This is a genomic window from Mycobacterium novum, assembly GCF_010726505.1.
Classification (GTDB): domain Bacteria; phylum Actinomycetota; class Actinomycetes; order Mycobacteriales; family Mycobacteriaceae; genus Mycobacterium; species Mycobacterium algericum.
On record NZ_AP022562.1, the window covers coordinates 1,046,316 to 1,072,189 of the forward strand.

Genomic DNA, 25,874 nt, shown 5'->3' on the forward strand with positions numbered 1-25,874 from the left:
CACCGCTATGCCCATTCGCGTCGCCCAGATCGGCACCGGCAATGTCGGTGTCCACGCCCTGAAAGCACTGATCACCAACCCGGAATTCGAGCTGACCGGGGTGTGGGTGTCCTCGGACGCCAAGGCCGGCAAAGACGCCGCCGAGCTGGCCGGCCTGGACACTCCGACCGGGGTGTCCGCGACCACCGACCTGCAGCAGATACTCGACGCCAAACCCGACTGCGTGGTCTACACCGCGCTGGCCGACAACCGGCTCGTCGAGGCGCTGGACGACTTCCGGCGCATCCTGGCGGCCGGGATCAACGTGGCCGGCAGCAGCGCGGTGTTCCTGCAGTACCCGTGGCAGGTGCTGCCCGCCGAGATGCTCTCCCCGCTCGAAGACGCCGCCAAGGCCGGCAACGCGAGCCTGTTCGTCAACGGCATCGACCCGGGCTTCGCCAACGACCTGCTGCCGCTGGCGCTGGCGGGCACATGTCAGAGCATCCAGCAGATCCGCTGCATGGAGATCGTCGACTACGCCACCTATGACAGCCCCGCCGTCATGTTCGACGTCATGGGGTTCGGCCAGCCGATCGACGAGGTGCCGATGCTGCTGCAGCCGGGCGTGCTCAGTCTGGCGTGGGGTTCGGTGGTGCGCCAGCTGGCAGCCGGTCTGGGCCTCGAACTCGACTCCGTCGAGCAGTCCCACGTGCGGGTGCCCGCACCGGAGGACTTCACCATCTCCGCCGGCGATATCACAAAAGGCACTGCGGCTGCGCTGCGATTCGAGGTGCGCGGCATGGTCGACGGTCATCCGGCGGTCGTCCTCGAGCACGTCACCCGGCTGCGCGACGACCTGTGCCCGGAGTGGCCGCAACCGGCCCAGCCCGGCGGGTCCTACCGCGTCGAGGTGACCGGGGAGCCGTCCTATGCGCTGGACCTGTGCCTGTCCAGCCCCAACGGCGACCACAACCACGCCGGGCTGGTGGCCACCGCCATGCGCGTCGTCAACGCCGTTCCGGCGGTGGTGGCCGCTGAGCCGGGTATCCGGACCACCCTGGATCTGCCACTGGTCACCGGACGGGGGCTTTACGCTCGTCCTTGATGACGCGCGTGGGCAAGCCGGTACGGCGACAGCCGGGCTGGTATCTGCTCGGGCCGGCGTTCGTCGCCGCCATCGCCTATGTCGACCCGGGCAATGTCGCAGCCAACGTCAGCGCCGGTGCGACCTTCGGGTACCTGCTGGTCTGGGTGATCGTCACGGCGAACGTGATGGCCGGTCTGGTGCAGTACCTCTCGGCCAAGCTGGGATTGGTGACCGGGCTCTCGCTGCCTGAGGCGGTCGGAAGTGTTGCCCGTCGCCCGACGCGGATCGCGTATTGGCTGCAGGCCGAGTTGGTCGCCATGGCAACCGATCTCGCCGAGGTGGTGGGCGGCGCCATCGCCCTGCACCTCATCTTCGGCCTGCCGTTGATGTTGGGCGGGATCATCACCGGCGCGGTGTCGATGGCCTTGCTGGTCGTCGGCGACCGGCGTGGGCCGCGGGCCTTCGAGCAGGTCTTCAGCGGGCTGTTGGCCGTCATCGCGATCGGGTTCCTGGCCAGCCTGGTGGTCGGTCCGCCGCCGGTGACCGACGTCGCCGGCGGCCTGGTGCCCCGCTTCGACGGAACCGAGAGCGTGCTGTTGGCGACCGCGATCCTGGGGGCCACGGTCATGCCGCATGCGGTGTATCTGCACTCCGGCCTGGCCCGCGACCGGCACGGGCGCCCGGAAGCCGGGCGAGCGCGGCAGCGCATGCTCCGGGTGACCCGCTGGGATGTCGGCCTGGCAATGCTGCTTGCCGGCGCGGTGAACCTGGCCATGCTGTTGGTGGCCGCCGCGAACCTGGCCGGGCGCGAGGGTACCGACTCGATCGAGGGTGCGCACGCCGCGGTACGCGATGCGCTCGGCCCGACAGTCGCGCTGTTCTTCGCGGTCGGGCTGTTGGCCTCCGGCCTGGCCTCGACGTCGGTGGGCGCCTACGCCGGCGCGATGATCATGCAGGGCCTGTTGCGGGTGTCGGTGCCGCTGCTGCTGCGCCGCCTGGTCACGTTGATCCCGGCGCTGGTGATCCTGGCGGCGGGCATCGATCCCACTCGGGCACTGGTGATCTCCCAGGTGGTGCTCTCGTTCGGCATCCCGTTCGCCCTGGTCCCGCTGATCCGGCTCACCAGCGACCGCGCACTGATGGGCGCGGACGCGAACCGGCGGCTGACGTCGGCGCTCGGGTGGGCCGTCACGGTCGTGATCGGCGTGCTCAACATGGCGCTGATCTACTTGACCGTCACCGGGACGGGCTGAGCGTCAGGCGGAGACGCTCTCGCGTGCCTTGGCCTTCTCCTCGTAGTGCGTGGCCCGCTCGTCGACCATCTTGAGGAACCCGTCGATCTGTTCGCGGGCCTGCTCACCGTCGGGGCCGAAGCCGTCGCGCTCGAAGACCTTCCAGAACCGCAGCACCGGCTGCACCACGTCGTCGTGGTGGATGCGCAGGTCGTAGATGCCGGCCTTGGCGATAAGCAGGGCGTTCTCCTGGAAGCCGGGCATGTTCATGCCGGGCATCGAGAAGCCGAGCACCTCGTCGCGGATGGCGCACATGGCCTCATCCGGCGCGATGTCCAGGGCCGCGTCCATCAGGTTGCGATAGAACACCATGTGCAGGTTCTCGTCCAGAGCGACGCGGGCCAGCAACTGGTCGGCGATCGGGCAGCCCGAGGCCTTGCCGGTGTTGCGGTGCGACACCCGGGTGGCGAGTTCCTGGAACGACACGTACGCCAACGCCTGCAGCGGGGTCTTGTCGCCGGAGTCGTACCCGGCGATGGTGTGCTGCATCCGCATGTTCTCGAGATTCACCGGGTCGATGCCCCGGGTGACGACGAGGTAGTCGCGCAGCGCGATGCTGTGGCGGCCCTCCTCGGCGGTCCACTGCCCGACCCAGGAACCCCAGGCGCCGTCCCGGCCGAAGCGGGTGGCGATCTCCCGGTGATAGGACGGCAGGTTGTCCTCGGTCAGCAGGTTGACCAGCAGCGCGGCCTTGGCGACCGGGTCCAGCGGCGAGTCTTCGGGAACCCAGTCCTCGCCCCCGAGGAAGGCGAAGTCGCGCCCCTTGCTCCACGGCACGTAGTCGTGGGGCAGCCACGGCTTGGCGGCCTTGAGGTGGCGGTTGAGATTCTGCTCGACAATCGGCTCCAGCTCGTGCAGTAGCGCCGTCTGGACGTTCGTCATGTTTGCTCCATCCCGGATCGACATGCGGGCAGTCGATTGGCCCCCCGGCCGAACCTACGGTTCCGTAGGTTCGGCATTCACGGTAAACATGGAGCTTGGCACATGTCAACCTCCGAATTTCGCGCTTTCGGCGCATTCGGCGTACCGCGGACGGCCTTCCGACCGGTCGCCGCTAGCTGTTGGCGCGATTCTCCGATTCCCGCTTGAGCCCGTCGGCCTCCATATCGACGTATCGCCTGATGCGTCCGGCCGCGGCCAACTTGCCCAGCCAGGCCATCGGACCGGTCAGCGCGAAGGTCAGGACCGCCCGAACACCGGAACCGGCCGGTGTCAGCTCGTGGTAGCCGGTGGACCGCATTCCCGCCGCCGATGCCGTCCAGGTGAAGGACCGCTCGTCTATCAGTTCGGTAATGGTGAAGACCAACGGCCGGCCGGCGGGCTGCTGGACGCGCGCTGTGCTGCCCACTCGCAGTGGACCGGAGTCGAGTCGGGTGATCTCGCGCATCGACGCCGTCCAGTCCGGCCAGCGTTCGATATCGGCCAGGACGGCCCACACGTCGGCGGGCCGGGCGGCGATATCGACGGTGCGGGCGTAGCGCAAGCCGCTGCCTCCTTCCCGAATGTTGTGGACGTTATACGGTTGCGCCGGATATCGACAGGCTGAGGCGAGGATTCTGGATGACCGATCTGTCAGGCAAAGTCGCACTGGTGACCGGCGCCTCATCGGGGCTCGGTGCGGCCGCGGCGCAGCTGTTCGCGCGGCGCGGCGCATCGGTGTTCGGGCTCGCCCGCGATGCCGAACGGCTGGCCGCGGTGTTCGCCGATGTGCCCGGTGGACGCTTCGCCAGCACCGACATCAGCACCGCGCCTGCCTGCACGGCGGCGGTAGGCCAGTGCGTCGAGCAGTTCGGCCGGCTCGACGTCTTGGTCAACGTCGCCGGAGCCCACCAGATGCGCCACACCCTCGAGGTCACCGACGGTGACTGGGCCCACGACCTGGCGGTCAACCTCAATGGGCCGTTCTTTCTGTGTCGCGCAGCGCTGCCGCACCTGCTGGAGACGGCCGGCAATATCGTCAACGTCGCCTCGATCGCCGGGGTGGAGGGGCAGGCCTACTCGGCGGGCTACTGCGCGGCCAAGCACGGCCTCGTGGGGCTCACCCGGGCGTTGGCCGTGGAGTTCACCGCGGAGAAGCTGCGGGTCAACGCCGTGTGCCCGGGCGGCATGCTGACCCCGCAGGTGACGAACTTCCAGCTTCCCGAGGGCGCCGACGTCAACCTGGTGATGCGGGTGGCCTCGCCACGCGGGATGAGCACCCCGAGTGACGTCGCCGAGGTGATCGCCTTTTTGGCCAGCGACGCCGCGGCCGCGGTACACGGCGCGGTCTACATGACCGACAACGGGAAAACGGCCGGGTAGCGACGTCGCGTATGCCAGCTACCTCGCCGAGTGTGCGGTTTGGTGCGCCGATCGGCAGTTACGCCGAACAAAACGCACACTCGGCGAAATAATGTCAGCGCAGCGGCAAGCCGGTCAGCGCCCGGGCGATGACCAGCCGCTGGATCTCACTGGTGCCTTCGAAGATGGTGAAGATCTTCGCGTCGCGGTGCATCCGCTCGACCGGGTAGTCACGGGTGTAACCGTTGCCGCCGAGGATCTGAATCGCTTCGTCGGTGACATAGACCGCGGTCTCGCTGGCGACCAGTTTGGCCATCGAGCCCTCCGCGTTGTCGAAAGATTTGTTGTTACGTGCCATCCAGCCGGCTCGCCAGACCAGCAGCCGGGCAGCATCGATACGGCTCTTCATATCGGCCAGCTTGAAGGCGACAGCCTGGAACTCGCCGATCTTGCGGCCGAACTGCTCACGCTGGCAGGCATAGTCCAGCGCGTATTCGTAGGCGGCGCGCGCCACTCCGACCGCCATCGCCCCGACCGACGGGCGGGTGCGCTCGAAGGTCTTCATCGCGGCCTGTCCCCCGGCCGATGCACCGGATTTGACGCGGGCGACCCGTTCCTCGAACTTCTCCCGGCCGCCCAGGATCATGTCCTCGGGTAGCCGGACGTTATCCAGGACGATCTCGGCGGTGTGCGACGCCCGGATGCCGTGCTTCTTGAACTTCTGTCCCTGGGCCAGTCCCGCGGTGTCGGGACCGATGACGAACGTGGCCTGTCCGCGTGAGCCGAGTTCGGGATAGACCGAGGCGACGACGATGTGCACGTTGGCGATGCCGCCGTTGGTGGCCCAGGTCTTGGTGCCGTTGAGCACCCATTCGCGGGTGGCTTGGTCGAAACGGGCACGGGTGCGAATCGCGCCCACGTCCGAACCGGCATCGGGTTCGGAAGAGCAGAAGGCCCCGAGTTTGGGCTCGTCAGCCGTCCCGAACATCTCGGGCAGCCAGCGGCCCAGCTGCTCGGGAGTTCCGTTGCCCGCCAAGGCGGCGGCCGCCAGGCCGGTCCCCAGAATCGACAGCGCGATCCCGGCGTCACCCCAGAACAGTTCCTCGAACACCGTCAGCATTCCGATCCCGCTCGGTTCGGCGGCTTGCGTGGCGAACAGCTCGGGTGAGTACAGGCCGATCTTGGCCGCCTCCTGAATGACGGGCCACGGCGTCTCCTCACGCTCGTCCCATTCGGCGGCGGCCGGACGGACGACATCGGCGGCGAATTGATGCACCCAGTCCCGGACCTCGATCACGTCGTCACTGAGCTCTACCGAGAACGACATTGTTTCTCCTGGGAATCCGTGGGCGGCCCTTGCACGCGGCCGACTTGATTGTGGCACCCGGTCCTGTTGTCCACCACGGCCGGCATCGATGACGACCCAGAAGCGACGCCGGCCTGGCCGGAATGCTGTCGGTGCCGCAGCGCTGAGCGGCCGTCGAAGCCCTCGTGACTGCCCCGCGTGACACCCCGATCACCGGCTGCCCGCCGCGACGTATCACAACCAGAGAGCTTGCGCTGCAACGTTTCCGGTGTAGTAGGCACCGAGTCCGCAGGTCAGCGTGAGCACCAGGTTGGCCACCGCATAGAGCCGTGCGCCGGCACCGGCCAGCTGGAGGGTCTCGTAGGAGAAGGTCGAGTAGGTGGTCAGTGCCCCGCACAACCCGGTGCCGATCAATAGCTGCCATCGCTGGTCACCACCGCTCACCGCGCCGGTGAGCACACCCAGGATCAGGCTGCCGAGCACGTTGGCGGTGAACGTGCCCCACGGGAAGGTGGTGTCGTGCCGGGCTTGTACGAATCGATCGGTCAGGTATCGCAGCGGCGCCCCGACCGCCGCGCCGGCGATGACCAGCAGCCAGTTCACTGAACGTCAGCGGGCCGGCCGACGTGCCGGACGACCTCGACTTCGTCGAGCAGGATCAGGCCCTCGGTGACCAATTCGTCGAGCTGCGGCAGGAAGTCGCGGATCCGCTCGGCGGTGTCGACGATGATGACCGAGACCGGCAGATCCTCCGACAGCGACAGCAACCGGGTGGTGTGAATGGCCGAGGACGCACCGTAGCCCTCCACGCCGCGGAACACCGTCGCACCGGCAAGCCCGGCCCGGCGGGCCCGATGCACGATCTCACTGAACAGCGGCTTGCGGTGCCAGGTGTCGCTCTCCCCGACGAACACCGTCATGCGCAGGGCGGATCCGGTGAGCTGGGTCATGCTGTCCTCCTGATGATCAGACGTCGGGTGAGGGCCGCGGTGGTCCAGGTGGCGACCAGCACCAGCACCGGAGTGATGAGTAGATAGATCACCGCCCGGGCCAGCTGTCCAGCGGCCGCCAGGGTGTCGACATCGCTGGCGAACGTGGAGAACATCGTATAACCGCCCAGCACACCGGTGCCCAACAGCGGGCGTAGCAGCCGGTGGCCCACCCACAGTTCGGTGATCGCCACCATCAACGCCCCCATCAACGCGCACCCGCTGACGTTGATAAGCAATGTGGCCCAGGGAAAGCCGCCCGAAGGGGCGGGCCACGCCAGCTCGATGCCGTAGCGGGCGCATGCCCCGACCGCGCCACCGAGAGCAACAGCCGCGACCACCGGCGCCTGCTCACGCACCGCAGAGGACCGCCGGCGCCGAACAAACAGGTCAGGGCCGACGGTCACATCGGGCTCCGGTATCGCCATCGCTCAGATGGGCATTCGGTAGCCGTAATATTCGTGGTCCTCGTTGTAACCGCCCATCCCGAGGCCGCGATGGCGGAAGTCGTCGATGAACTCGATGGCCTCGATCCATTTCACCATCTTGAAGCCGAGCTCGTGCTCATTGCGCAGCCGCAGCGGGGCGCCGTGGACCTCGGTGAGCGGCGCGTCGTTCATCTCGTAGGCCAGCAGTGTCGTCGGTTCCCGCATGTGGGCGATCTTGTGGCAGTCGTAGTAGCGGCCCTCCTCCGACGGACCGGATCCCTCGGCGAAGGAGTAGAACGCCACCCAGCGCGCCGACGGCAACGGGCGCACCAGATCGAGGATGTCGGACATCCGCACGCCGGCCCACTTGGCGATCCCGGTCCAGCCCTGAATGCAGTGGTGACCGGTGATCTGCTCGTGTTTGGGCAGCGCCAGCAGCTGCGCATAGGTCAGGGTGACCGGGTTCTCCACCAGCCCCTCGATCCGCAACCGGTAGTCTGCCCACCCGCCCTTCTGCAGGGCGCGATAGTGCTCGGAGGTGGGTAGCGTGCCATTCGGCCACAGATACGGTGAGATGTCCTTCTCGGCGTAAATGGCGTCCGGATGCGGGCGTTCCAGCAGATCGTTGAACCAGCCGAGTGCCGCGATGCCGACCTTGCGGACCACCGCGGGATAGCGCAGCGTCAGCGGCGAGGCCGCCAGCCACAGCATCGCGATGACAACCATGGCGACCAGATAAACGACGAGGGGCCAATATGATTGGGTGTCGGCGCCCAGCACGATGTGATTGAGATTGTCCACCAGGCCGGTGGTGAACACCATCAGGGTGTGCATGGCGATGAAGGCCACCATCCACACCAGTACCGCGAAGTGAACGGTACGGGCCAGCTGTTGGTTGAGCAGCCCCCGGTCCAGGCCGAAGCGCGCGGCGATGGTAGGCGACTGCAACAGCCCGGTGACGAAAGCCAGTGGGGCGGCGATGAATACGGTGGAGAAGTAGGCGATCACCTGCAGGGAGTTGTAGTTGGTGAAGCCTTCGTTGGCGGGGAAATCCAGGGACGCGTATTGAATCAGCGTCGAAGCCGCATTGGGCAGCGCCTCCCACGACCGCGGAACGATGCGGCGCCACTCGCCGCTGACCAACAGCAGCACGTAGAACACCGCGCCGTTGAGCAGCCACAGCAGGTCGAACGAGAAGTGCCACCAGCGCGCCAGGCCCACCGTGTGCCGGACGCCGGGGATGCCCAGCCACTTCGGCAGGGCCACCGAGTCATCCTTGGCGGTCCACATGTGCGAGGCATCGGCTTCGTTCATCCGGTCCTCGGGGACCGGACCCCGCATCCGCAACCATGCCGTCCCCGGCCGGCAGCCCTGGTTGAGGTAGAGCCGCGGGTGGTCGGCCAGGATCTGCAGACCCGCCCGGATCAGAAACATCATGAAGACGATGTTGAACAGGTGCTGCCAGCGCAGCCAGGCCGGAAAGCCGGTGTCGATCACCGGCGTGACGCGCGAGGATGTGCCCGGGTAGGCGGCGATGAAGTCCTGCATCCAGCCGTATCGGCGCAGCTGCTGTGCCAGGGCGATCCCGACGACCAGCCCGGCCGCGGCGAGCGGGATCAGCCACAGCGATGACACCCAGCGCTTGCCGAACCGCACGGACGGAACCTGGGCCATCTCCTGGGGAATGGCCCCGGCCCAGTGTTCGATGTCGACCCGGCGCTCTACCGCTCGACGGCGGGGGCCCTGATCGAGCAGCGCTGCCAAATTGTTTGCCTCTGGAGCCATTTCGGCACCTCCCACCCGTGCGTCATTCACGTGGTAGAAGCCATCAGCCGGGGCGGCGGTTCATGGCGAGCTTCATCGCCGCCATCAACAATAGCCGCTGGTCGAGCGATGCGCAGCTGTGTTTCCGGCTACGCCGGACCACCCTGCCCTGCGGCCTCGCGGGTGATCTGGTCGAACTGCGCCGCCATGGCCTCGGCCAGCGCCGTGGCCGCCGACAGCGGCCGCACCATCACCATGAAGTCGTCGATCTTGCCGTCGTCGTCGACATGCAGGAAGTCGCATCCGGTGAGCCGCTTGCCCGCCACGGTGGCCTCGAACATCAGGGCATGATCACGCCCTGAGGGGTCGCCGATCTCTCGGATGTACCGGAAGTCGGAGAAGACGCGCATCACGGCGCGCAGGATCGCCGCGGTGATCGGCTTGCCCGGATAGGGCTTGAACGCCACCGGGCTGGTGAACACGACCTCGTCGGACAGCAGCGCCTCCATAGCCGCTGCGTCGCGGGCCTCGACGGCTTGCCGGAAAGGGTGCACAAGACACCTCCACTGCTCGATACGATTCGACGCCCTACGGTAGACGCATCCGCCGCCCCGTTGCCGCAGCCGGTCCCACCGAGGCGTGTCACCGTAGTCGTCGGTCGATGACCTCACGTGGAAGCTGGCGAGGAGTCGGGTAGGTGATCAGTACGCGAATGCCGTCCGGGTCGGCGCCGTCGACGTAACTGATCTCGCCCAGGGTGTTCGAGTAGGTGTCGGGATCGTGGACGCGCATGCGCTGCTCGATCCGGCGCAACTCTTCCTCGCTGCCGGCAGACCAGATCATCTGCTCGACGCCGATGTCGGTGATGCCACCCGTTCTGGATGCCTCGTGGGTGCGCAGGTAGATCTCGAAGCCGTCCGGCGCCAACAGAAGTGCCGCATCCGTGTCGTAAATGGCCACATCGCACTGAAAGACATCGCTGTAGAACTTCACGGAGTGGTCCAGATTGGATACCCGCATCAAGCATGAGGTGATCCTGGCCGTACTCATCCGTCTGCCGTTCCCCCTTCCGACTCCCAGCGGTCCAGAGCGGTAGCCGCCAACATGCGTCGTTCCCGGGCACGCGGACTGATGGTCAGCAGATCGCCCACCGTCACGGCGTTTTGCGGCTGCGCGGCGGTCATCATGGTGGTGTGCGCATCGCTCGGGTCGGCGCGCGCGGGAACCACCACCAATGTGAGACGGTCACCATTGAGCCCGAGAACCTCAACTGTGTCGCTCGGTTGTAACCGGTACCCATCGAGCCGCACGGGCAGCCCGGCGCTGACGAGTTTCCGCGGCGCGCGCACCCATTCGTTCAGGTTGTACAAGACCCGGCTTATCCGGCCCAATCGAACCGAGAGCACCGCCAGCAGGTCGGGCAGCTCTCCGGTGAGGTCATCGGTGCGGGGCCACCACGCCCCATCGACGTACCCGCTCTGCGATGCTTTGCGCTTCAACCGCAACCGCGGCGTCCGCAGCGGGGAAGTGGAGTTGTCGGGGTCTTTGCGTGTTGTCTGCTGTCGCGTCATGACGACGCTCCCATCTCAGCCCCAGCGGCCAGAATTTCCGGCGATGACAGGACTTTCAAACACCACATGTACCCAGACGTACGAAGTACCGCCGCTGGCCACGACCTTACGCCGATTCGGTCCGAGCGCGTCCGGGCGCCGGAATGCGCGGAGCTCGCCGCTGTTCGGCCCGGGCCGCCCGACGGCGCCCCGGCGAACGACTACGCGACCGCATTCCCTCCGCTCGATCCGTCGGCCGGCCACGCCGAAACGAGGGTAGTGTTATTGGTGCTGAGTCCTTCAGCCGGTGCGGAAGCGAGTTGGGCTGTACGCCGCCGAGTTCGATGAATTTTGTTCGAGCCGCACACTCCGATACCTCCGACGATGCCGTCGAGACAACGTAGACGCCTCTCTCATGGCCTCACTTGCCTGCTGTGGCACCACCGCCAAATCAGCCGGGACCGGGTGCCAATGACGCCATCAAAACTTCAACCGGACGTCCTCTGAAACACCTACCCAGAAATCAGGTAAACGCCATGATCGCTCTCGGAATCATCCTCATCGTCCTCGGACTCCTCCTGCCCGCCCTGGTCCCCACCTTCGCCTATGCCCATCTCTGCTTGGTCATCGGCGTCATCCTTCTTGTCGTCGGACTGCTGTTGATGCTGATGGGACGGATGGGACACGCCGTCGGCGGGCGCCGCCACTATTACTGACCCGCCAGAAGGTATCCAGTGATCGCCCGATCGCCCGACCGAAGCCGACGAAAGGGGGAGACCATTGGCGATTACTGACATTTCGGTCTTCGCTCACCTGACCGACGCCGACATCGACGCCTTGGCCGTTGATCTCGACACGATCCGACTGGACATCGAGGATTCCCTCGGCGCGCGCGACGCGCGCTACATCCGCCGTACCATCGCCGCACAACGGGTCCTGGAAGTAGCCGGCCGGCTCATGCTCACCGTGGGCTCGAAACGCCACGCCTGGTGGGCGGGAACGCTCAGCGTCGCTCTGGCCAAGATCATCGAGAATATGGAGATCGGCCACAACGTCATGCATGGCCAGTGGAACTGGATGAACGATCCCGAGATCCACTCCTCGACGTGGGAGTGGGACATGGCCGGGGTGTCGAAGCACTGGCAGTTCACCCATAACCTTCGTCACCACAAATACACGAACATCCTGGGCATGGACGACGACGTCGGCTACAACACCCTGCGGGTCACTCGCGACCAGCCCTGGACACCGAGCAACATCGGCAACGTGCTGTTCCACATCATCCTCGCTCTCGGATTCGAGTGGGGAATCGGATTGCAGCCCATGGAATTCGGCAACATTCGCAAGGGCGGACCGGAACGCGAAACCGCCCTCGGAAAGGCCCGCCAGTTCGCACTCAAGGCCGGCAGGCAGTTGGTCAAGGACTACGTGGCGTTCCCCGCACTCACCTCGCTGTCGCCGGCGGCGAGCTACGCAACAACGTTGAAGGCCAACCTGCTGGCCAACGTGATTCGCAACATCTGGGCAGACGCGGTGATCTTCTGCGGGCATTTCCCCGACGGCGCCGAGAAGTTCAGCAAGACCGACATGATCGGCGAAACCCGGGGGCAGTGGTATCTGCGCCAGATGCTGGGCAGTGCCAACTTCGACGCCGGGCCGGCGTTGCGGTTCATGAGCGGCAACTTGTGCTACCAGATCGAACATCACCTCTTCCCCGACCTGCCGAGCAATCGGTTGCACGAGATCTCGGTGCGGGTGCGCCAGATCTGCGACAAGTACGACCTGCCCTACACCACGGGCTCCTTTCTGATGCAGTACGGCAAGACGTGGCGCACCATCGCCAAACTGTCGTTGCCGGATCGCTACTTGCGCGCGACCGCCGACGACGCTCCGGAGACCCGCAGCGAGCGCATGTTCTCCGTACTGGCGCCTGACTTCGTCGGCACCGACGCGGCGACCGGACACCGTCGCGGGCTCCGGTCGGCGATCGCGGCGGTCCGCGGCTGGCGTCGCGGCCACGGGAGCAGCGCCGGCACACGTGGATTACGCCAACCCGCCGCCCTAGAATGTCAACGTGAGCTCGCCGCGAATCGGCAGATGACGGAGCCGTCGTGACCGACGTATCCGAGCCCAGCAGCCGGCCGGTGCCACCTTCAGAACGCGCCGGCGCCGACGATCTGCGGTCCGGTCTGGCCGATCTCGCCGGTCTGGTGGCGGACTCGCTCGGTCTCGAGGAACTTCTGGCCCGGGTGGCCAGCTATGCGGTGCAGGCCATCCCCGCCGCGGATGGTGCCGGATTGACGTTGCTGCGTACCGACCGCCCGGACAACCGGGTCGAGGTCCTGGCCGCCAGCGCCCCCTTCGTACAGCAGATCGACGAGATCCAATACGTCGAGGTCAACGAGGGCCCCTGCATCACCGCGGCGCTGGAGCAGCGCACCGTGCGGTCCGGGTCGTTGGGCGGCGAGAAGCTCTGGCCTCGCTTCGGCCCGCGGGTGGGACGTCTCGGCGTCCACAGCGTGTTGTCGCTACCGCTGCTGCTGCCCGGCCGGGTGGTCGGCGCCATCAACGTCTACGCGCACAGCAAGGACGCCTTCACCGACCGCGCCGCCGAACTCGGGGAACTGTTCGCCGTACCCGCCGCCGTCGCGGTACACAACGCGCACGTGCTCACTCAGGCCCGGACCTTGACCGCGCAGTTGCAGACAGCACTGTCCACGCGACCGGTCATCGACCAGGCCATCGGTATCCTGCGCGCCCGCTCCGGCGGAACCGCCGAGGAGGCGTTCGATCGGCTGCGCCGGATCAGCCAGACAGAAAACATCAAACTGGCGGCGGTTGCCCAAAGCATCGTCAAGGAAGCCGTGCGCCGCGCGCAGGCTCGCCACACCGGGCGATGACATGCGAGTAGCGTTGGGTATTAGGCACTGTGAGACCCGGATCCCTGATCCGCGGTCGGATGTTGCACCCGGGGAACCGCGACCTGCGGCACTCGGCTTGGACCGAATGATCGGCGTTCGGGGCGTCAATGGGGAGCACCACCCCTTGTGGACATCACCGCCGCCCTGGCCGCCGATCTCGCGGCCCTGACCGAAATCCTCGACGACCCTGGCCTCGACCTCACCGGCACACTTCGCCAGTTGGTGGACAACAGCAAGCTGGCGGTGGGGTCCTATCTGGGCCTGACGGTGATGACCACCGTATTGGGCCGTCAATCCAGTTTCACCGTGCTCGAATCGGGCACCGAGATCGGCGACATCGTCACCTCGCTGTGGCTGCCGATACCTCCGGCGATGTCCGACGACGGTGCGGCGCCGTTCGCGTCCTTGATTCTCTACGCCGGCAACCCCGGCGCCTTCGTCGACCTGGCCGCCGACCTGTCCTGGCTGACCGGCCGCACCCTGACCGAGTTCGTCCTGGATCAGCACCGCACCCCGCCCCGGGCCGGGGGAGCGCCCGGCGGGATCGCGGCGGCCTCGCTGATCGATCAGGCGATTGGAGTGTTGATCGCCGGCGGCTACACCGTCGAACGTGCCCACCGCGAGATCGATGCCCGGGCCGAGCGTCTCAGCGTGAGCCGCGGCGACATCGCGAACGACATCCTCAGCGAGCTCAACGGGCCGGTCTCCGAAGACAATTGACCGCTGACAGCCCTCAGCCCGCCGAAGAATTCTCCAGCTCGCCAGACTGATAGCCGAGTCCCGCGCGGGCAACGGTTCGGCGCTGCCGGCCGTCCGGCGTCCGGCTCAGCGTCTGCACCGCGGCCATCGAATCCGGCGTCGTCGCGTGCGGCGGCTGTGCGGTCGAGTCTTCCCGACCGGCCGGCAGCAGGCGCGGCGCCGCTGCGATCGCCAGCACCGCCGCGCCGGTCGACCCCAACGCCTGCGACCAGCCCAGCGGGCCCACCGGGGTGCAACCCAGCAGTTGGCTGATGCCCGGGAGGCTGATCATCGCCGCGAACGTCGCGAACGAGCCGGCGGCGGTGAGCAACACCAACGGTGCGTGGGAATCGACCAGTGTCTGAGCCAGCTCGGTGGTGACCAGTGTGATCAATGCGACGGTGGCGGCGCGCTGCGGACGTCCGGTCACCGAGGCCATCGCCCAGGCCGCGCTGGCCGCCGCTCCGGTGATCGCGCCGCGGACTGCGACGGCACGCATCAGCTTGCGTTCGTCGATGCCGTGCACGACGCGGCCGGCCGGCCCGGCGGGCGTGCTCACCGCCACGGAGGTGGCCGGCAGCGCGTCGGTGAGCATGTTCATCAGCAGCAGCTGGCGGTTGTTCAGCGGCGAGCTCCCGGTCAGTGCGCTGCCGACGACACCGAAGATCACCTCGCCGACGTTGCCGCCGAGCAGCCCGGTCACCGCCAGCTGCACCCCGCGCCACAGTCGCCGGCCCTCGTCGACGGCGTCGGCCAACGCTCCGATGCGGCCGTCGGTCAGCACGATGTCGGCGGTGGTGTGCGCCGAGTCGCTGCCGCGGGCCACCACGCCGAGACCGACGCTGGCGGCCCGGATCGCCGCCGCGTCGTTGGCCCCGTCACCGACCATGGCGCAGACCCGACCGCTGCGTTCGAGGGTCTGCACGACCTGCACTTTGTTCTCCGGCGACATCCGGGCGAAGATCACCCGCTGCGCCACCGCGCGTTCCTGATCCTTGCGCGACAGCGCATTCCATTCCGAGCCGGTGATCACCTGTGCAGCGGTGACCGGCATTCCGAGTTCGGCGGCGATCGCGGTTGCGGTGACGGGGTGATCACCGGTGATCAGCCGGACCCCTACGCCCCGCTCGGCGAGGTCGGCGAGCAATTGTGGCGCCTCGGCGCGCGGTGTGTCGGAGATACCGAGGAACCCGGTCAGGCTCAACCTGCTGCGGCACAGTCCGGTGATCGCGTCGGGATCGTTACGCAGCGACTGCACCTGCGCGGCGGTCAGCCGGCGCTGCGCCACCGCGATCACCCGCAGTCCGCCGGCGGCCAACTGCGCCACCGGGTCGCCGACATCCGACCCGAGACCGCGGCAGGCGGCCAGCACCACTTCCGGGGCGCCCTTGACCACCAGCTCCCGGCCCGACACCGACGCCGAGAACGCCCGGCCGGAACGGAACGGCAGATGTGCGTCCGGAGCCGACCATCGTTGGCCGGCAATGTCGGCGGCCGCTTCGATGACGGCCTGGTCAGTGGCATGGGCATGCGGGGCGCCCTCGGCGGCCGGCGCGGCGTTGGCCGCGCACCGCAGCACGTCGTCGTCGGTGTTCCCGGCCACCGGATGCACCCGGGTCACGCGCAGCCGGTTTTCACTCAAGGTTCCGGTCTTGTCGAAACACACCACCTCGACGCGGCCGAGCGCCTCCACCGTCCGGGGTATGCGGACCAGCGCACCGGATCCGCTGAGGCGCTGGGACGAGGCGTGCTGGGCCAGGGTCGCCATCAACGGCATCCCCTCGGGCACCGCCGCAACCGCCACCGCGATCGCATTGCCCAGCGCCTGGCGAAGGCCCCCACCGCGCAGCAGGCCGAGCACGCCCACCAGCAGCCCGCCGGCGGCGCTGGCGGGGAAGGCGCGGCTCATGAGCTGACTGAGCTGGTGTTGCAGGCCGACGACGGGCAGCTGTCCGGCGGCCAGTTCCGCGGCGCGGCGCGCCTGGGTGTCGGCGCCGACCGCGGTGACCAGGGCGACCGCGGTGCCCGCGACGACCGTCGTGCCGGCGTAGAGCATGCAGCGCCGATCCGCGAGTTCGGCGCCCGGTGTCGCCGCGGTCTGCTTGTCCACCGTCAACGACTCACCGGTCAGACTGGATTCGTCGACTTCGAGGTCGGTGGTCTCGATCAGGCGGGCGTCGGCGGGCACGACCTCATTGCTGCGGACCTCGATCAGGGCGCCGGGCAGCAGCCGAGCCGCATCGATCTCGCCGTAGCCGCCGTCCTCGAGGATCCGGGCGGGCGGGGCTTGTTGCGCCAGCAGGCGATTCAGCCGGTTCTCGGCCTGCAGCTGCTGCGCGGCCGCCAGCATGCAATTGCCGATCAACACCGTGCTGACCAGCATCGCGTCTACCGGTGAGCCGAGCATCGCGGTGGCCGCCGACGACAGCGCCAGCACCGGCATCAACGGATCGGACAGCTCGGCGCGCACCGCCTTGACGAACTGCCACGCCATGGCGGGCGGCTGCTCGGCGAGTTCGGTTGCGACCCGGGCCAGGTCGGGCGGCGGCAGGATGGCGCGAACCTCGTCGATGGACATCGCGTGCCATTCATAGGCCGGTGCGGGTCGCGGCGCTGCTGTCCGGGCCACCCCGCGGGCCAGCAGGTATCCCGAAACCAGCCCGGCCGCCGCCCCGGCGGTGACCGGCCCGGGACCCCTGCCCCGGCCGGCTCGCACACCCGGAACCATGAGCACCGCACCGAGTGCGGTCGCGCCAGTGGACAACGAAATGCCCCGTTCGGTGGCCGCCCGCGCCGCGGGTAGCGCATGCAGCACCCGCCAGGCGCCGGTCAGATCCGCCAGCAGCAGGTCGGCGGCGAACGGCGGTGCGGTGGAGGCGGAATCAGGCATGACTCCGAGGCCGACATCGGCGCTGGCCAATGCCTGCGCGGCGGTCGACGATAACACCGCGACGGTGCGCCCGTCCTGCTGCAGACGGGCCAACGCGGCCGCGAGAGCCTCGTCGAAGGCCCCGCCGCGGTCCGGTGCCAGATCGTCGAACACCGGTCGCAGCTCGCCCAGCTCGGCCACGTCGAGGGTGATCAACTGTGCTCCGGACGCCCGCGCCTCGGCCAGCAGCGCCGTCGTCAGCGGGTGACGTGTGCCGCCGGCGAAGAGCACCCGGGGATCGATGAGCACCGCGTCGACCCGGTCGAGTCGGCGCAGCCCCTCCGGGCGCAACGGCAGTGCCGCATGCTGCTCGACCAACGCTCGGCTCAGGGTCGCCGCGAACGCCTCGGTGGTGGTGCGCAGCGCTTTCGGCCCCGTCACCACCGCTGCGGTCGCGGCCACCGTGAGGCTGCGACTGAAGACACCCGCCACACCGGCGCCGATCAACTGTACGAACGCCATCCGGTTGCCGTAGCGATCGGCGGCACCCTCCGGCAGGGGCACCGGGCGGGCGGGCAGCTGGACCTCCGCCTGCTCGGCGTGCCGGGCCAGGTGCGGCTCGTGGCGGCCCCAGGCCTGCGCTCCGGCCTGGTTCTCGGCGGCTTTGATGCCCTGCAACGCCAGATCCACCGCCAGCGCGGCCGGCGACAGCGTGGCGATGCGCGAACCAGTCGAGATCAGCGACAGCACGGTGTGGGCCGGGCCGGTACCGATCCGGTCGACCAGTTGGCGGCGCAGCCACGGCTGGTAGTTCACCAGGGCCGCTGCGGCGTCGACGGCGACGGGAGCCTGCGGTAACCGCAGCGCCCATCCGGCGAGCGCGATGGCCAGCCCGGCGGCGTTGACCCCGACCATCACTCCCCGGGCGGCCAGCAGCAAACCGTCGCCGGGTAGGACGGCAGGCGGCGGGGCGACCGGGGTGTCGGCGGCCGCAGAACCGTCGTCCCGGCGGCAACGCCGTTCGGTGTCTGCGACCACGCGGCACAGGTCATTCAGCGAGGCCCGGTCGCCGTCGGCCGAAAGCTCCACCACGACCCGCGACAGCGGGAGGTTCAGCCTTGCCGACAGCACACCCGGCTGGGCGCCCAGCGCGTCGAGAACGTGGCGCCCGAGTTCCCCGGTACCGGACAGTCCGCGCACCTCGATCCAGGCGCGGTCCTCGCCGCTCCAGCAGCGTCGGGTCAGCGATGCCGTCTCACCGGACCGCAACCGGCCGGCTTCGCGAACCGGCACGGTGGCGACCTGCAGGCCGGCCGACGCGATGACCCCGACCGCCTCGGTGGCGGCCGAGGCGCCGCGGACCGTCGCGTCGACGAGTGTGGTGGTCGCCTGGATCCCCAAGGCGACCGGGCGTAGCAGCAAGGATGTCCGGATCAAGTCGACAACAACCAATCGTGTGATCTGACGGTGGGCTCCCAGCGGCCCGGGCACAGCCCGCGGCAGCAACCGCCCAATTCTGTCGACACTTTGATGGTTACGCAACTATGCGAATGTGTCGTTTACCGAAGCCTGCCATGGGTGTTGGGCCAAAATGAATGCCGCCATGGCAAAACATGAAGAACGGCGACCCGAAGACATGACTTCCCCCAGCCGATCCGAAGAGCCGACCCGGCCGCAGCTCGCCTCGGCGGCCAGCACGTTCGCGCTGCTCAGCAGCCCGGCGCGGCTACACGTGCTCTGGCTGGCAGCGCAGGGCGCCTATGACGTCACAACCTTGGCGGGACGGGCCGGCATCAACGTCGCCACCATGAGCCAGCATCTGACCAAGCTGCGGCTGGCCGGATTGATTCGCGCCCGCCGCGAAGGACGCCACCACATCTACACCGTCGACGACCCGCACATCCTGACGCTGCTCCAGCAGATCTTCGCCCACATCGCACCGGACGGCACCCTCGCGCCGGACCCGCCGCTGGGACCACGCGACGATCGGTGATCCAGGCCATATGCGAGGCACAACGTGTTACCGGCCACAGACAAAAGTCCCTAATTGTGGTGACCGGCAACACTTTTCAATTATTTACATATGGCCGCTGTATAACGTCTGGGTCCATGAGAGACCCTGTGCTGCTACTGCCCGTCGTCGCCGGAATCCTCGGAACGCTCGTCTTCGCCTTCCTGGTCTTGGAGGTCGTGTTCCACATCGGCTGAGCCCCGCGGCCACCGGTCGCGCCCAGACCGGCACCACTAACCGGCGCGCCACACCCGCAACGCGGCGGCGATCATCGGGATCTGCAGCGGCAGCCGCGCGATCATCGCAGCCTTCAGCCAGGGCTTGTCCCCGAACAGCCGCACACAGTTGACGTTCGCCGGGAAAACCGCGACGAACAGGGCGGCCGCGGCAAGTCCGGCCCCGCGGCGGGTACGCGGCGACAACAGCAGCGCCCCGATCACCGCCTCACCCAGCCCAGAGGCATGGGTGTAGACACGCGGGTTGCCCGGCAGTTCAGCGGGAATGATCGCATCGAACGGCTTCGGCCAGACGAAATGAGCCATACCCATGCCGAGCAGCATCCCGGCGAGTCCGCGGGCAACAGTCCCGACACCCGGTCCTGATGATTCCCGACACCCGGTCCTGATGATGAGGCGGTCACGGTGCGATCGTAGCGAGTCAGCTCGGCTCAGCGCCGAAAAGCACGGCCTCCATCAGGGTATGGACCCGGGCCCGTTGCTCATCGGTGTCGTCGAAGTTGACCAGGCGGCCGATATCGACGACGAGGGCGAGCGCCGCATGGACCCGAAACACCGCTTCGGTCTCTGCTGACCCGACCTGCCCGAGCAGGTGGGCCCACTCGTTGACGTTCTGCCGTTGCAGCGCCCGAAGATGGGTCTGGTCGCGCTCGGGCAGGTTGGCGAACTCGGCGAAGTAGATGTTGATCAGGTCGGGTGCGGCGAACGACAGCGCGGTGTAACGCTCGGCGATGCGGGTGGCCGCCTCGCGCGGATCGCTCGACTCGGCCAGCGCATCGGTGATGGCCAGCAGCACCCGGTCACTGGCACGCTGTAACGCGGCGACCAGCAGTGCGGCCTTGCTCGGGTAGTAGCGGTAGGCGCTGGAACCCTGCAAGCCGGCCGCGGTGCCGATCTCCTCGATGCTGGCCTCGTAGAAGCCGCGCTGCCCGAACACCCGAATAGCTTCGGTGAGCAGTCGTTCGCGTTTGGACATGCTCGGCAGTCCCCGCTCGGATCGCCGCGGCACGGGACCGGCCGGCGCAGCGGGCAAGTCTGTGCTGGTCAGCACCGACCAGCACAGCTCAGCCAGCAAAGACTGCAGCGGCGCGGCGGCCAGGCGGGTCCGGTGCGCCGAGATGCTGCCGATGACGCTCAACGCCGCGGCGGCCAGCGTCACGGTGTCGACGGCGGTGAGCCCCGGACGCAGCGCGGCCAACGGTTCGGCCAGCGCGGCGTTCAGCGCGTCGTAGCTGACCCGGATGCGCCCGCGATCCGCCGCTTGCAGGTAGCGCCGTTCCCACCGGTAGAACGCGCCCTCGCGCCGCATCCCGATAGTGGCCTCGATCAGCGCGTCGATGATCGCGCGCAACCGGTCCTGCGGCGGCTTGTCCGGCTCGTCGGCTCGCTGCGCCGCGGTCACCAGCGCCTGCGCGGTGTACTCGGCGGTCGCGACGAGCAGCGCGTACTTGTTGGTGAAATGCCGGTACAGCGCCGGTCCGGAGATGCCGACCTCGGCGGCGATCTCGTCGACGCCGACCGCGTGATAGCCGCGGTCACTGAAGGCGCGCGCCGCGGCCCGAACGATCTGCACCTTGCGGTCCTTGGGGCGGCGCCGCACCGCGGTGGTGGCCGCGGATCCCCCGCCGGTGGTCACTGATCGCCCCCTCGTGTTGACAGTCCCGTACGATCCCCATAAGTTAACCCCAATTTACATTTTCGTCCACAGAGGAAGTGACGTGTTGCAGGCCCCGAAACTCACCGCCACCCGCGACGGCCGGATACTGCGCGTGACGCTCACCAACCCCGAGCGGCTCAACGCGATCGACTACGCGACGATGGCCGCCCTCGGCGACGTGTTCGCCGGAGCGGCCGCGGACCCCGAGGTGCGGGTCATCGTCATCACCGGTGAAGGCAAGGCGTTCTGCACCGGCGCCGACCTGTCGGCCACGGCCGGTGGAGTCACGCCCGACGAGGTGATGGATTGCGCCGGCCGCCTGGTCACCTCGATCGCCGAAACCCCGGTGCCGGTGATCGCGCGGATCAACGGACCTACCGCCGGCGTCGGAGTGGGTATCGCCCTGGCCGCCGACCTGATCTACGCCACCGAGCGCGCCTATTTCCTGCTGTCGTTCACCAACATCGGTCTGATGCCCGACGGCGGCACCACCGCCCTGGTCGCCGCCGCCGCCGGACGGGCGCTGGCCAACGAGATGGCCCTGCTCGGCGGGCGACTGCCCGCGACCGCTGCCAGGGATGCCGGGCTGATCAACGCGGTGCTGCCCGACGCGGAACTGGACGCGCGGGTCCAGGAGGCCGCCGAGAAGCTGGCCCACGGACCGCGTCGCGCGCTGGAATTGACCAAGCAAGCACTCAACGCCACCAACCTCGCATCCCTCGAGGCCGCGCTGGCCCGCGAGAAGGCCGGTCAGGTGGAGCTGCTGGGCTCACCGGACTTCCTCGAAGGCGCCACCGCGATGCTGCAGAAAAGAAAGGCGGTGTTCGCCGAATGACCGCACAACCGTTGCGTTCCCGCCGCAACCACTGGGTGAACCAGGTCGCGATCCACGCCGAGATGCGCCCCGACGCCGTCGCCTTTCGCTGCCGCGGCACCGACACCAGCTGGCGCCAACTGCACGATAGGTCGGAACGTCTCGCGGCGGCACTGTTCCGCCGTGGGATCTCCTTCGGTGACCGCGTCCTGATCGTGATGCTCAACCACACCGAGTACGTCGAGGCGGTGTTGGCGATCAACGCTCTGGGCGCCATCGCCGTTCCGGTCAATTTCCGTCTCACCGATCCCGAGATCAGCTACATCGTCTCCGACAGCGGCGCCAAGGGCGTCATCACCGACCAGCTGCTCGCGCCGCTGATCGACGCGGTCCGCAAGAACACCACCGGACTTGAAGTGGCCGTCGTGCTGGGCGATGAATACGAAGCGCTGATCACCGAAGCCGGAGAACCACATCCGGGCCTCGATATCCCCGAGGACACCCCGGCGTTGATCATGTACACCTCGGGCACCACGGGAAGCCCCAAGGGCGCCATCCTGTCCCATTCGAATCTGCAGGCTCAATCGCTGACCTGCATCCAGGCGCTGCAGACCAGCCAGGACAGCGTCTATTTCTGCGCCGCACCGATGTTCCACATCGCCGGCCTGGGCAGCATCGCTCCCAACCTGGTGATGGGCACCAAGACGGTGATTCACCCGCTGGGTGCGTTCAACGCCGCCGAGACCCTCGACGCCTGGGAGAGCGAGCGCGCCACGTCGGTGTTCCTGGTACCGGCACAGTGGCAGCTGATCTGCGCGGACCCGACAGTGCGGCAACGGGATCTGGCCCTGGAGGTGATCAGCTGGGGCGCCGCACCCGCATCGGACACCGTGCTGCGGGCGATGGCGGAGACGTTCCCCGATGCGCTCAACGTCGCGGTGTTCGGCCAGACCGAGATGTCGCCGATCACCTGTGTCCTCGACGGGAAGGACGCCATCCGCAAGCTCGGCTCGGTCGGCAAGGTGATCCCGACCATCGCTGCCCGGGTCGTCGACGAGAACATGAATGATGTGGCCCCCGGCGAGATCGGCGAGATCGTCTACCGCGGACCGACATTGATGCAGGGCTACTGGAACAAGCCGGAGGCGACCGCCGAGGCGTTCGCCGGCGGCTGGTTCCACTCCGGTGACCTGGTGCGCGTCGACGAGGAGGGCTTCGTCTACGTCGTCGACCGCAAGAAGGACATGATCATCTCCGGCGGCGAGAACATCTACTGCGCCGAGGTGGAGAACGCGCTGTTCGAGCACCCGCAGATCCGGGAGGCGGCCGTGATCGGGCGAGCCGACGACAAATGGGGCGAGGTCCCGGTGGCCGTTGTGGCAGTGGCGGCTGAGTCGCAGTCACTGACACTGGGCGACCTGGTGCCCTTCCTCAACGAGCGGCTCGCCCGCTACAAGCACCCCAAGGAACTCGTGCTGGTCGACGAGTTGCCCCGCAATGCCAGCGGCAAGGTGGTCAAACCGCAGCTGCGCAAGACGTACGGCTAGGAGTGACAGTGGATCTCAATTGGTCGGCCGAGGAAGCGGCATTCCGCGACGAGGTTCGCGCGTTTCTCTCCGAACACCTGACCCCGGAACTGCGTCGCGCCGGAACCCTGATGACAAGTGTGTACGCCGACCACGAGGCGAGCATGGCCTGGCAGGCGATCCTGCACGAACGCGGTTGGGCCGCACCGGCGTGGCCGGTCGAATACGGCGGCTGCGACTGGACGCCGTTGCAGCACTACATCTTCAGCCGCGAATGCGCGCTGGCGGGTGCACCGGCGCTTTCCCCGATGGGCATCAGGATGGTGGCGCACGCGATCATCGGCTTCGGCACCGCCGAGCAGAAGGACTGGTTCCTGCCGCGGATTCTCACCGGCGAGGTGTTCTTCTGCCAGGGCTACTCCGAGCCGGAGTCCGGCTCGGACCTGGCCTCGCTGTCCATGGCCGCAGTCGACGACGGTGATGATCTCGTCTGTACCGGCAGCAAGATCTGGACCACCCACGCCACCGAGGCCAACTGGATCTTCTGCCTGGTCCGCACGTCGCGCACCGGCAAGAAGCAGGAAGGCATCACCTTCCTGCTCATCGACATGACGACACCGGGTATCGAGATCCGCCCGCTGGTGATGACCTCCGGCGAGGAGGTGCAGAACCAGGTGTTCTTCGACGAAGTGCGGGTGCCGAAGGCCAACGTGCTGGGGCGGATCGACGACGGCTGGACCGTCGCGAAGTACCTGCTCAACTTCGAGCGGGGCGGGGCGATGGCCCCGATGCTGCAGGTGTGGGCCGACGCGGTGGCCGACCAGGCCGCCGGGCAGCCGGGTCCGGACGGCACCCCGCTTACCGACGATCCGGCGTTTCGGCTGCGACTGGCCGATGTCCGGGTCCGCACCGACATCCTGGAGATCCTGGAGTTCCGCACCATCGCCGCGCTGGCCAAGGGCCACGACCCGGGACCCGCGGCCTCGATGCTGAAGATCCTGGGCACCGAACTGAGCCAGACGATCACCGAACTGGCGCTGGAGGCCGCCGGTCCGCGTGGCCGCATCTATCAGCCGCACGCCACCATGCCCGGCGGGCCGGTCCCCGACTTCGTCCCGCCGGAGAACGGCTACGTCGGTGGCCAGCCGTGGCAGGCGGTGGCTCCGCTGCGCTACTTCAACGACCGCGCCGGCTCGATCTACGCGGGCAGCAACGAGATTCAACGCAACATTCTGGCCAAGGCAGCATTGGGGTTATAGATGGACTTCTCGTTCACCGACGAACAGGAACTGCTGCGCACCACGGTCGGCAAGTTCCTCGCTGACCGCTACGATTTGGAGCGCAGCCGCGCTGCGGCCAAGACGGGCGCCGGCTGGCAGCCGAACATCTGGCGCGCCTTCGCCGACGATCTGGGCATCCTCGGCGCGACCCTGCCCGAGAGCACCGGCGGGCTGGGCGGCGGGCCCATCGAGCTGATGATCATCACCGAGGCGCTCGGGCATGCGCTGGTCATCGAGCCGTTCGTCGAGACCGTCGTGCTCGCCGGTGGCTTGTTGCAGCGCGCGGGCGGCCCGCAGGCCGAAGCATTGCTGACGCGGATCGCGGCCGGAGACGCGGTCGTCGCGGTGGCCGTAGAGGAACCCGCCTCGGCCGGGACCTGGCATGACGTGACCACCACGGCGCGCCGCGACGGTGATCACTGGGTGCTCGACGGCACCAAGATCGCGGTGTCGTCGGGACCGCTGGCCAGCCATCTGCTGGTGACCGCCCGGACGTCGGGTGCACAGCGGGACACCACCGGTATCTCGCTGTTCCTGCTCGACCTGGACCAGACGAGTGTGGCCATGGAGCCGTTGCGCACCATCGACGACCGCCGAGCCGCCGACCTGACATTCGACGGTCTGCGGCTGTCCGCCGACGCGCTGCTGGGCGCCGAGGGCCGAGCATGGCCGGCGCTGGAGCAGACCGCCGACGAGGCCACCGCGGCGATCGTGTCCGAGGCGGTGGGCTGCCTGCGACGGGTGCTGGCCGACACCGTCGACTACACCAAGCAGCGTCAGCAGTTCGGCCAGCCCATCTCCTCGTTCCAGGTGTTGCAGCACCGCATGGTGGACATGTACTTAGAGGTCGAACAGGCCGTCGCCGCGCAGTACCTGGCGATCATGAAGCTCGGCGCGGAACCGGCGGAGCGGGCCCGGGCGGTGTCGGCGGCGAAGGCCACCGTGGCGCGCGCCGCCCGGTTCGTCGGGCAGAGCGCGGTGCAGACCCACGGTGCGATGGGCATGACCGAGGAGTTGGCGCTCGGCCACTACTTCAAGCGGCTGACCGCGATCGAATACCAATTCGGTTCCCGCGACCGGCACCTGGCCCGGTATGCGGGCCTGACCGCGGTCGGCTGACCGCGTCGTCGCTGCCGGTAGCGTCGAG

Annotated in this window: 25 protein-coding genes and 1 riboswitch; of the genes, 12 read left to right on the top strand and 13 right to left on the bottom strand. The window is 68.0% G+C overall.

The window, feature by feature from the left end; all coding sequences use genetic code 11:
- Positions 1-7 precede the first annotated feature (7 nt).
- Together G6N19_RS04825 and G6N19_RS04830 are read left to right on the top strand one after the other, a co-directional pair.
- Complete coding sequence (locus G6N19_RS04825; protein ID WP_083037299.1) at positions 8-1,084, top strand: NAD(P)H-dependent amine dehydrogenase family protein; 1,077 nt, start codon at positions 8-10, stop codon at positions 1,082-1,084.
- The gene (locus tag G6N19_RS04830; RefSeq protein ID WP_041317201.1) at positions 1,084-2,319 is read left to right on the top strand and encodes an Nramp family divalent metal transporter; all 1,236 of its coding nucleotides are present in this window, start codon (positions 1,084-1,086) and stop codon (positions 2,317-2,319) included. Before G6N19_RS04825 ends, G6N19_RS04830 begins: the two co-directional genes overlap by 1 nt.
- Before the next feature lie 3 nt (positions 2,320-2,322).
- On the opposite strand, the gene G6N19_RS04835 is transcribed toward G6N19_RS04830, so the two are convergent.
- Both G6N19_RS04835 and G6N19_RS04840 read right to left on the bottom strand, forming a co-directional pair.
- Positions 2,323-3,240 (bottom strand): acyl-ACP desaturase, encoded by a 918-nt coding sequence (locus G6N19_RS04835; protein ID WP_013827815.1) that lies wholly within the window; start codon positions 3,238-3,240, stop codon positions 2,323-2,325.
- Positions 3,241-3,412: 172 nt separating this feature from the next.
- Entirely contained in the window at positions 3,413-3,841 is a 429-nt protein-coding gene (locus tag G6N19_RS04840) for an SRPBCC family protein (protein WP_013827814.1), read from the bottom strand.
- 77 nt (positions 3,842-3,918) lie between these two features.
- On the opposite strand from G6N19_RS04840, the gene G6N19_RS04845 reads away from it, so the two are divergent.
- A complete protein-coding gene (locus G6N19_RS04845) occupies positions 3,919-4,659 on the top strand; it encodes an SDR family NAD(P)-dependent oxidoreductase (protein WP_013827813.1) in 741 nt (246 codons plus the stop codon).
- Positions 4,660-4,753: 94 nt separating this feature from the next.
- On the opposite strand, the gene G6N19_RS04850 is transcribed toward G6N19_RS04845, so the two are convergent.
- The 8 genes from G6N19_RS04850 to G6N19_RS04885 all read right to left on the bottom strand — a co-directional run bounded on the left by G6N19_RS04850 (position 4,754) and on the right by G6N19_RS04885 (position 10,696).
- The gene (locus G6N19_RS04850) at positions 4,754-5,965 is read right to left on the bottom strand and encodes an acyl-CoA dehydrogenase family protein (RefSeq protein WP_013827812.1); all 1,212 of its coding nucleotides are present in this window, start codon (positions 5,963-5,965) and stop codon (positions 4,754-4,756) included.
- Between the two features lie 213 nt (positions 5,966-6,178).
- A complete protein-coding gene (crcB, locus tag G6N19_RS04855; RefSeq protein WP_013827811.1) occupies positions 6,179-6,547 on the bottom strand; it encodes a fluoride efflux transporter CrcB in 369 nt (122 codons plus the stop codon).
- The gene (locus G6N19_RS04860; RefSeq protein WP_013827810.1) at positions 6,544-6,894 is read right to left on the bottom strand and encodes a DUF190 domain-containing protein; all 351 of its coding nucleotides are present in this window, start codon (positions 6,892-6,894) and stop codon (positions 6,544-6,546) included. Before G6N19_RS04860 ends, crcB begins: the two co-directional genes overlap by 4 nt.
- Positions 6,891-7,361, bottom strand: coding sequence for a fluoride efflux transporter FluC (locus G6N19_RS04865; protein WP_193465875.1), 471 nt, complete (start codon positions 7,359-7,361; stop codon positions 6,891-6,893). The genes G6N19_RS04860 and G6N19_RS04865 overlap by 4 nt, the downstream gene beginning before the upstream one ends.
- 3 nt (positions 7,362-7,364) lie before the next feature.
- A complete protein-coding gene (locus G6N19_RS04870; protein ID WP_165757735.1) occupies positions 7,365-9,146 on the bottom strand; it encodes a molybdopterin-dependent oxidoreductase in 1,782 nt (593 codons plus the stop codon).
- Positions 9,147-9,173: 27 nt separating this feature from the next.
- Positions 9,174-9,235: riboswitch (Fluoride riboswitch) on the bottom strand.
- A 39-nt stretch (positions 9,236-9,274) separates the two neighbouring features.
- On the bottom strand, positions 9,275-9,679 hold the full coding sequence (locus G6N19_RS04875) for a nuclear transport factor 2 family protein (protein ID WP_041317193.1): 405 nt from the start codon (positions 9,677-9,679) through the stop codon (positions 9,275-9,277).
- Between the two features lie 88 nt (positions 9,680-9,767).
- Positions 9,768-10,145, bottom strand: a complete 378-nt coding sequence (locus G6N19_RS04880) for a VOC family protein (RefSeq protein ID WP_013827806.1) — start codon at positions 10,143-10,145, stop codon at positions 9,768-9,770.
- Positions 10,146-10,171: 26 nt separating this feature from the next.
- Positions 10,172-10,696 (bottom strand): DUF5994 family protein, encoded by a 525-nt coding sequence (locus G6N19_RS04885; protein ID WP_041317188.1) that lies wholly within the window; start codon positions 10,694-10,696, stop codon positions 10,172-10,174.
- A 515-nt stretch (positions 10,697-11,211) separates the two neighbouring features.
- Here G6N19_RS04885 and G6N19_RS04890 point away from each other — a divergent pair.
- The 4 genes from G6N19_RS04890 to G6N19_RS04905 all read left to right on the top strand — a co-directional run bounded on the left by G6N19_RS04890 (position 11,212) and on the right by G6N19_RS04905 (position 14,316).
- The gene (locus G6N19_RS04890; RefSeq protein ID WP_013827804.1) at positions 11,212-11,391 is read left to right on the top strand and encodes a DUF6131 family protein; all 180 of its coding nucleotides are present in this window, start codon (positions 11,212-11,214) and stop codon (positions 11,389-11,391) included.
- Positions 11,392-11,455: 64 nt separating this feature from the next.
- Positions 11,456-12,790 (top strand): fatty acid desaturase family protein, encoded by a 1,335-nt coding sequence (locus tag G6N19_RS04895; protein WP_013827803.1) that lies wholly within the window; start codon positions 11,456-11,458, stop codon positions 12,788-12,790.
- Positions 12,787-13,575 carry a GAF and ANTAR domain-containing protein gene (locus tag G6N19_RS04900; protein WP_013827802.1) on the top strand — a complete coding sequence of 263 codons (789 nt, stop codon included), beginning with the start codon at positions 12,787-12,789 and terminating at the stop codon, positions 13,573-13,575. The genes G6N19_RS04895 and G6N19_RS04900 overlap by 4 nt, the downstream gene beginning before the upstream one ends.
- Positions 13,576-13,722: 147 nt before the next feature.
- Positions 13,723-14,316 carry an ANTAR domain-containing protein gene (locus tag G6N19_RS04905; protein ID WP_013827801.1) on the top strand — a complete coding sequence of 198 codons (594 nt, stop codon included), beginning with the start codon at positions 13,723-13,725 and terminating at the stop codon, positions 14,314-14,316.
- 13 nt (positions 14,317-14,329) lie between these two features.
- Here the strand turns inward: G6N19_RS04905 and G6N19_RS04910 are convergent, their stop codons facing one another.
- The gene (locus tag G6N19_RS04910; protein WP_456320073.1) at positions 14,330-18,655 is read right to left on the bottom strand and encodes an HAD-IC family P-type ATPase; all 4,326 of its coding nucleotides are present in this window, start codon (positions 18,653-18,655) and stop codon (positions 14,330-14,332) included.
- 184 nt (positions 18,656-18,839) lie between these two features.
- On the opposite strand from G6N19_RS04910, the gene G6N19_RS04915 reads away from it, so the two are divergent.
- A complete protein-coding gene (locus tag G6N19_RS04915) occupies positions 18,840-19,196 on the top strand; it encodes an ArsR/SmtB family transcription factor (protein ID WP_232062525.1) in 357 nt (118 codons plus the stop codon).
- Between the two features lie 251 nt (positions 19,197-19,447).
- On the opposite strand, the gene G6N19_RS04920 is transcribed toward G6N19_RS04915, so the two are convergent.
- A complete protein-coding gene (locus tag G6N19_RS04920) occupies positions 19,448-19,774 on the bottom strand; it encodes a DoxX family protein (protein WP_109560430.1) in 327 nt (108 codons plus the stop codon).
- Between the two features lie 97 nt (positions 19,775-19,871).
- Entirely contained in the window at positions 19,872-21,086 is a 1,215-nt protein-coding gene (locus G6N19_RS04925) for a TetR/AcrR family transcriptional regulator (RefSeq protein ID WP_085085196.1), read from the bottom strand.
- A gap of 82 nt (positions 21,087-21,168) precedes the next feature.
- Here G6N19_RS04925 and G6N19_RS04930 point away from each other — a divergent pair, with 82 nt between their 5' ends.
- The 4 genes from G6N19_RS04930 to G6N19_RS04945 are packed head-to-tail and all read left to right on the top strand — an operon-like array spanning position 21,169 to position 25,846.
- Entirely contained in the window at positions 21,169-21,942 is a 774-nt protein-coding gene (locus tag G6N19_RS04930) for an enoyl-CoA hydratase (protein ID WP_085085198.1), read from the top strand.
- Complete coding sequence (gene fadD5 / locus G6N19_RS04935) at positions 21,939-23,468, top strand: fatty-acid--CoA ligase FadD5 (RefSeq protein WP_193465877.1); 1,530 nt, start codon at positions 21,939-21,941, stop codon at positions 23,466-23,468. The genes G6N19_RS04930 and fadD5 overlap by 4 nt, the downstream gene beginning before the upstream one ends.
- A gap of 8 nt (positions 23,469-23,476) precedes the next feature.
- Positions 23,477-24,706, top strand: coding sequence for an acyl-CoA dehydrogenase family protein (locus tag G6N19_RS04940; protein WP_193465878.1), 1,230 nt, complete (start codon positions 23,477-23,479; stop codon positions 24,704-24,706).
- Positions 24,707-25,846: an acyl-CoA dehydrogenase family protein gene (locus G6N19_RS04945; RefSeq protein WP_193465879.1), complete on the top strand. Its 1,140-nt coding sequence runs from the start codon at positions 24,707-24,709 to the stop codon at positions 25,844-25,846.
- The last annotated feature ends 28 nt before the right edge of the window (positions 25,847-25,874 follow it).

Coding starts and splice junctions, on each gene's coding strand:
- G6N19_RS04850 (WP_013827812.1), bottom strand. CDS start 5,965: ATGTCGTTCTCGGTAGAGCTCAGTGACGACGTGATCGAGGTCCGGGAC.
- G6N19_RS04830 (WP_041317201.1), top strand. CDS start 1,084: ATGACGCGCGTGGGCAAGCCGGTACGGCGACAGCCGGGCTGGTATCTG.
- G6N19_RS04845 (WP_013827813.1), top strand. CDS start 3,919: ATGACCGATCTGTCAGGCAAAGTCGCACTGGTGACCGGCGCCTCATCG.
- G6N19_RS04825 (WP_083037299.1), top strand. CDS start 8: ATGCCCATTCGCGTCGCCCAGATCGGCACCGGCAATGTCGGTGTCCAC.
- G6N19_RS04865 (WP_193465875.1), bottom strand. CDS start 7,361: ATGGCGATACCGGAGCCCGATGTGACCGTCGGCCCTGACCTGTTTGTT.
- G6N19_RS04835 (WP_013827815.1), bottom strand. CDS start 3,240: ATGACGAACGTCCAGACGGCGCTACTGCACGAGCTGGAGCCGATTGTC.
- fadD5 (WP_193465877.1), top strand. CDS start 21,939: ATGACCGCACAACCGTTGCGTTCCCGCCGCAACCACTGGGTGAACCAG.
- G6N19_RS04920 (WP_109560430.1), bottom strand. CDS start 19,774: ATGCTGCTCGGCATGGGTATGGCTCATTTCGTCTGGCCGAAGCCGTTC.
- G6N19_RS04915 (WP_232062525.1), top strand. CDS start 18,840: ATGACTTCCCCCAGCCGATCCGAAGAGCCGACCCGGCCGCAGCTCGCC.
- G6N19_RS04860 (WP_013827810.1), bottom strand. CDS start 6,894: ATGACCCAGCTCACCGGATCCGCCCTGCGCATGACGGTGTTCGTCGGG.
- G6N19_RS04945 (WP_193465879.1), top strand. CDS start 24,707: ATGGACTTCTCGTTCACCGACGAACAGGAACTGCTGCGCACCACGGTC.
- G6N19_RS04880 (WP_013827806.1), bottom strand. CDS start 10,145: ATGCGGGTATCCAATCTGGACCACTCCGTGAAGTTCTACAGCGATGTC.
- G6N19_RS04890 (WP_013827804.1), top strand. CDS start 11,212: ATGATCGCTCTCGGAATCATCCTCATCGTCCTCGGACTCCTCCTGCCC.
- G6N19_RS04870 (WP_165757735.1), bottom strand. CDS start 9,146: ATGGCTCCAGAGGCAAACAATTTGGCAGCGCTGCTCGATCAGGGCCCC.
- G6N19_RS04885 (WP_041317188.1), bottom strand. CDS start 10,696: ATGACGCGACAGCAGACAACACGCAAAGACCCCGACAACTCCACTTCC.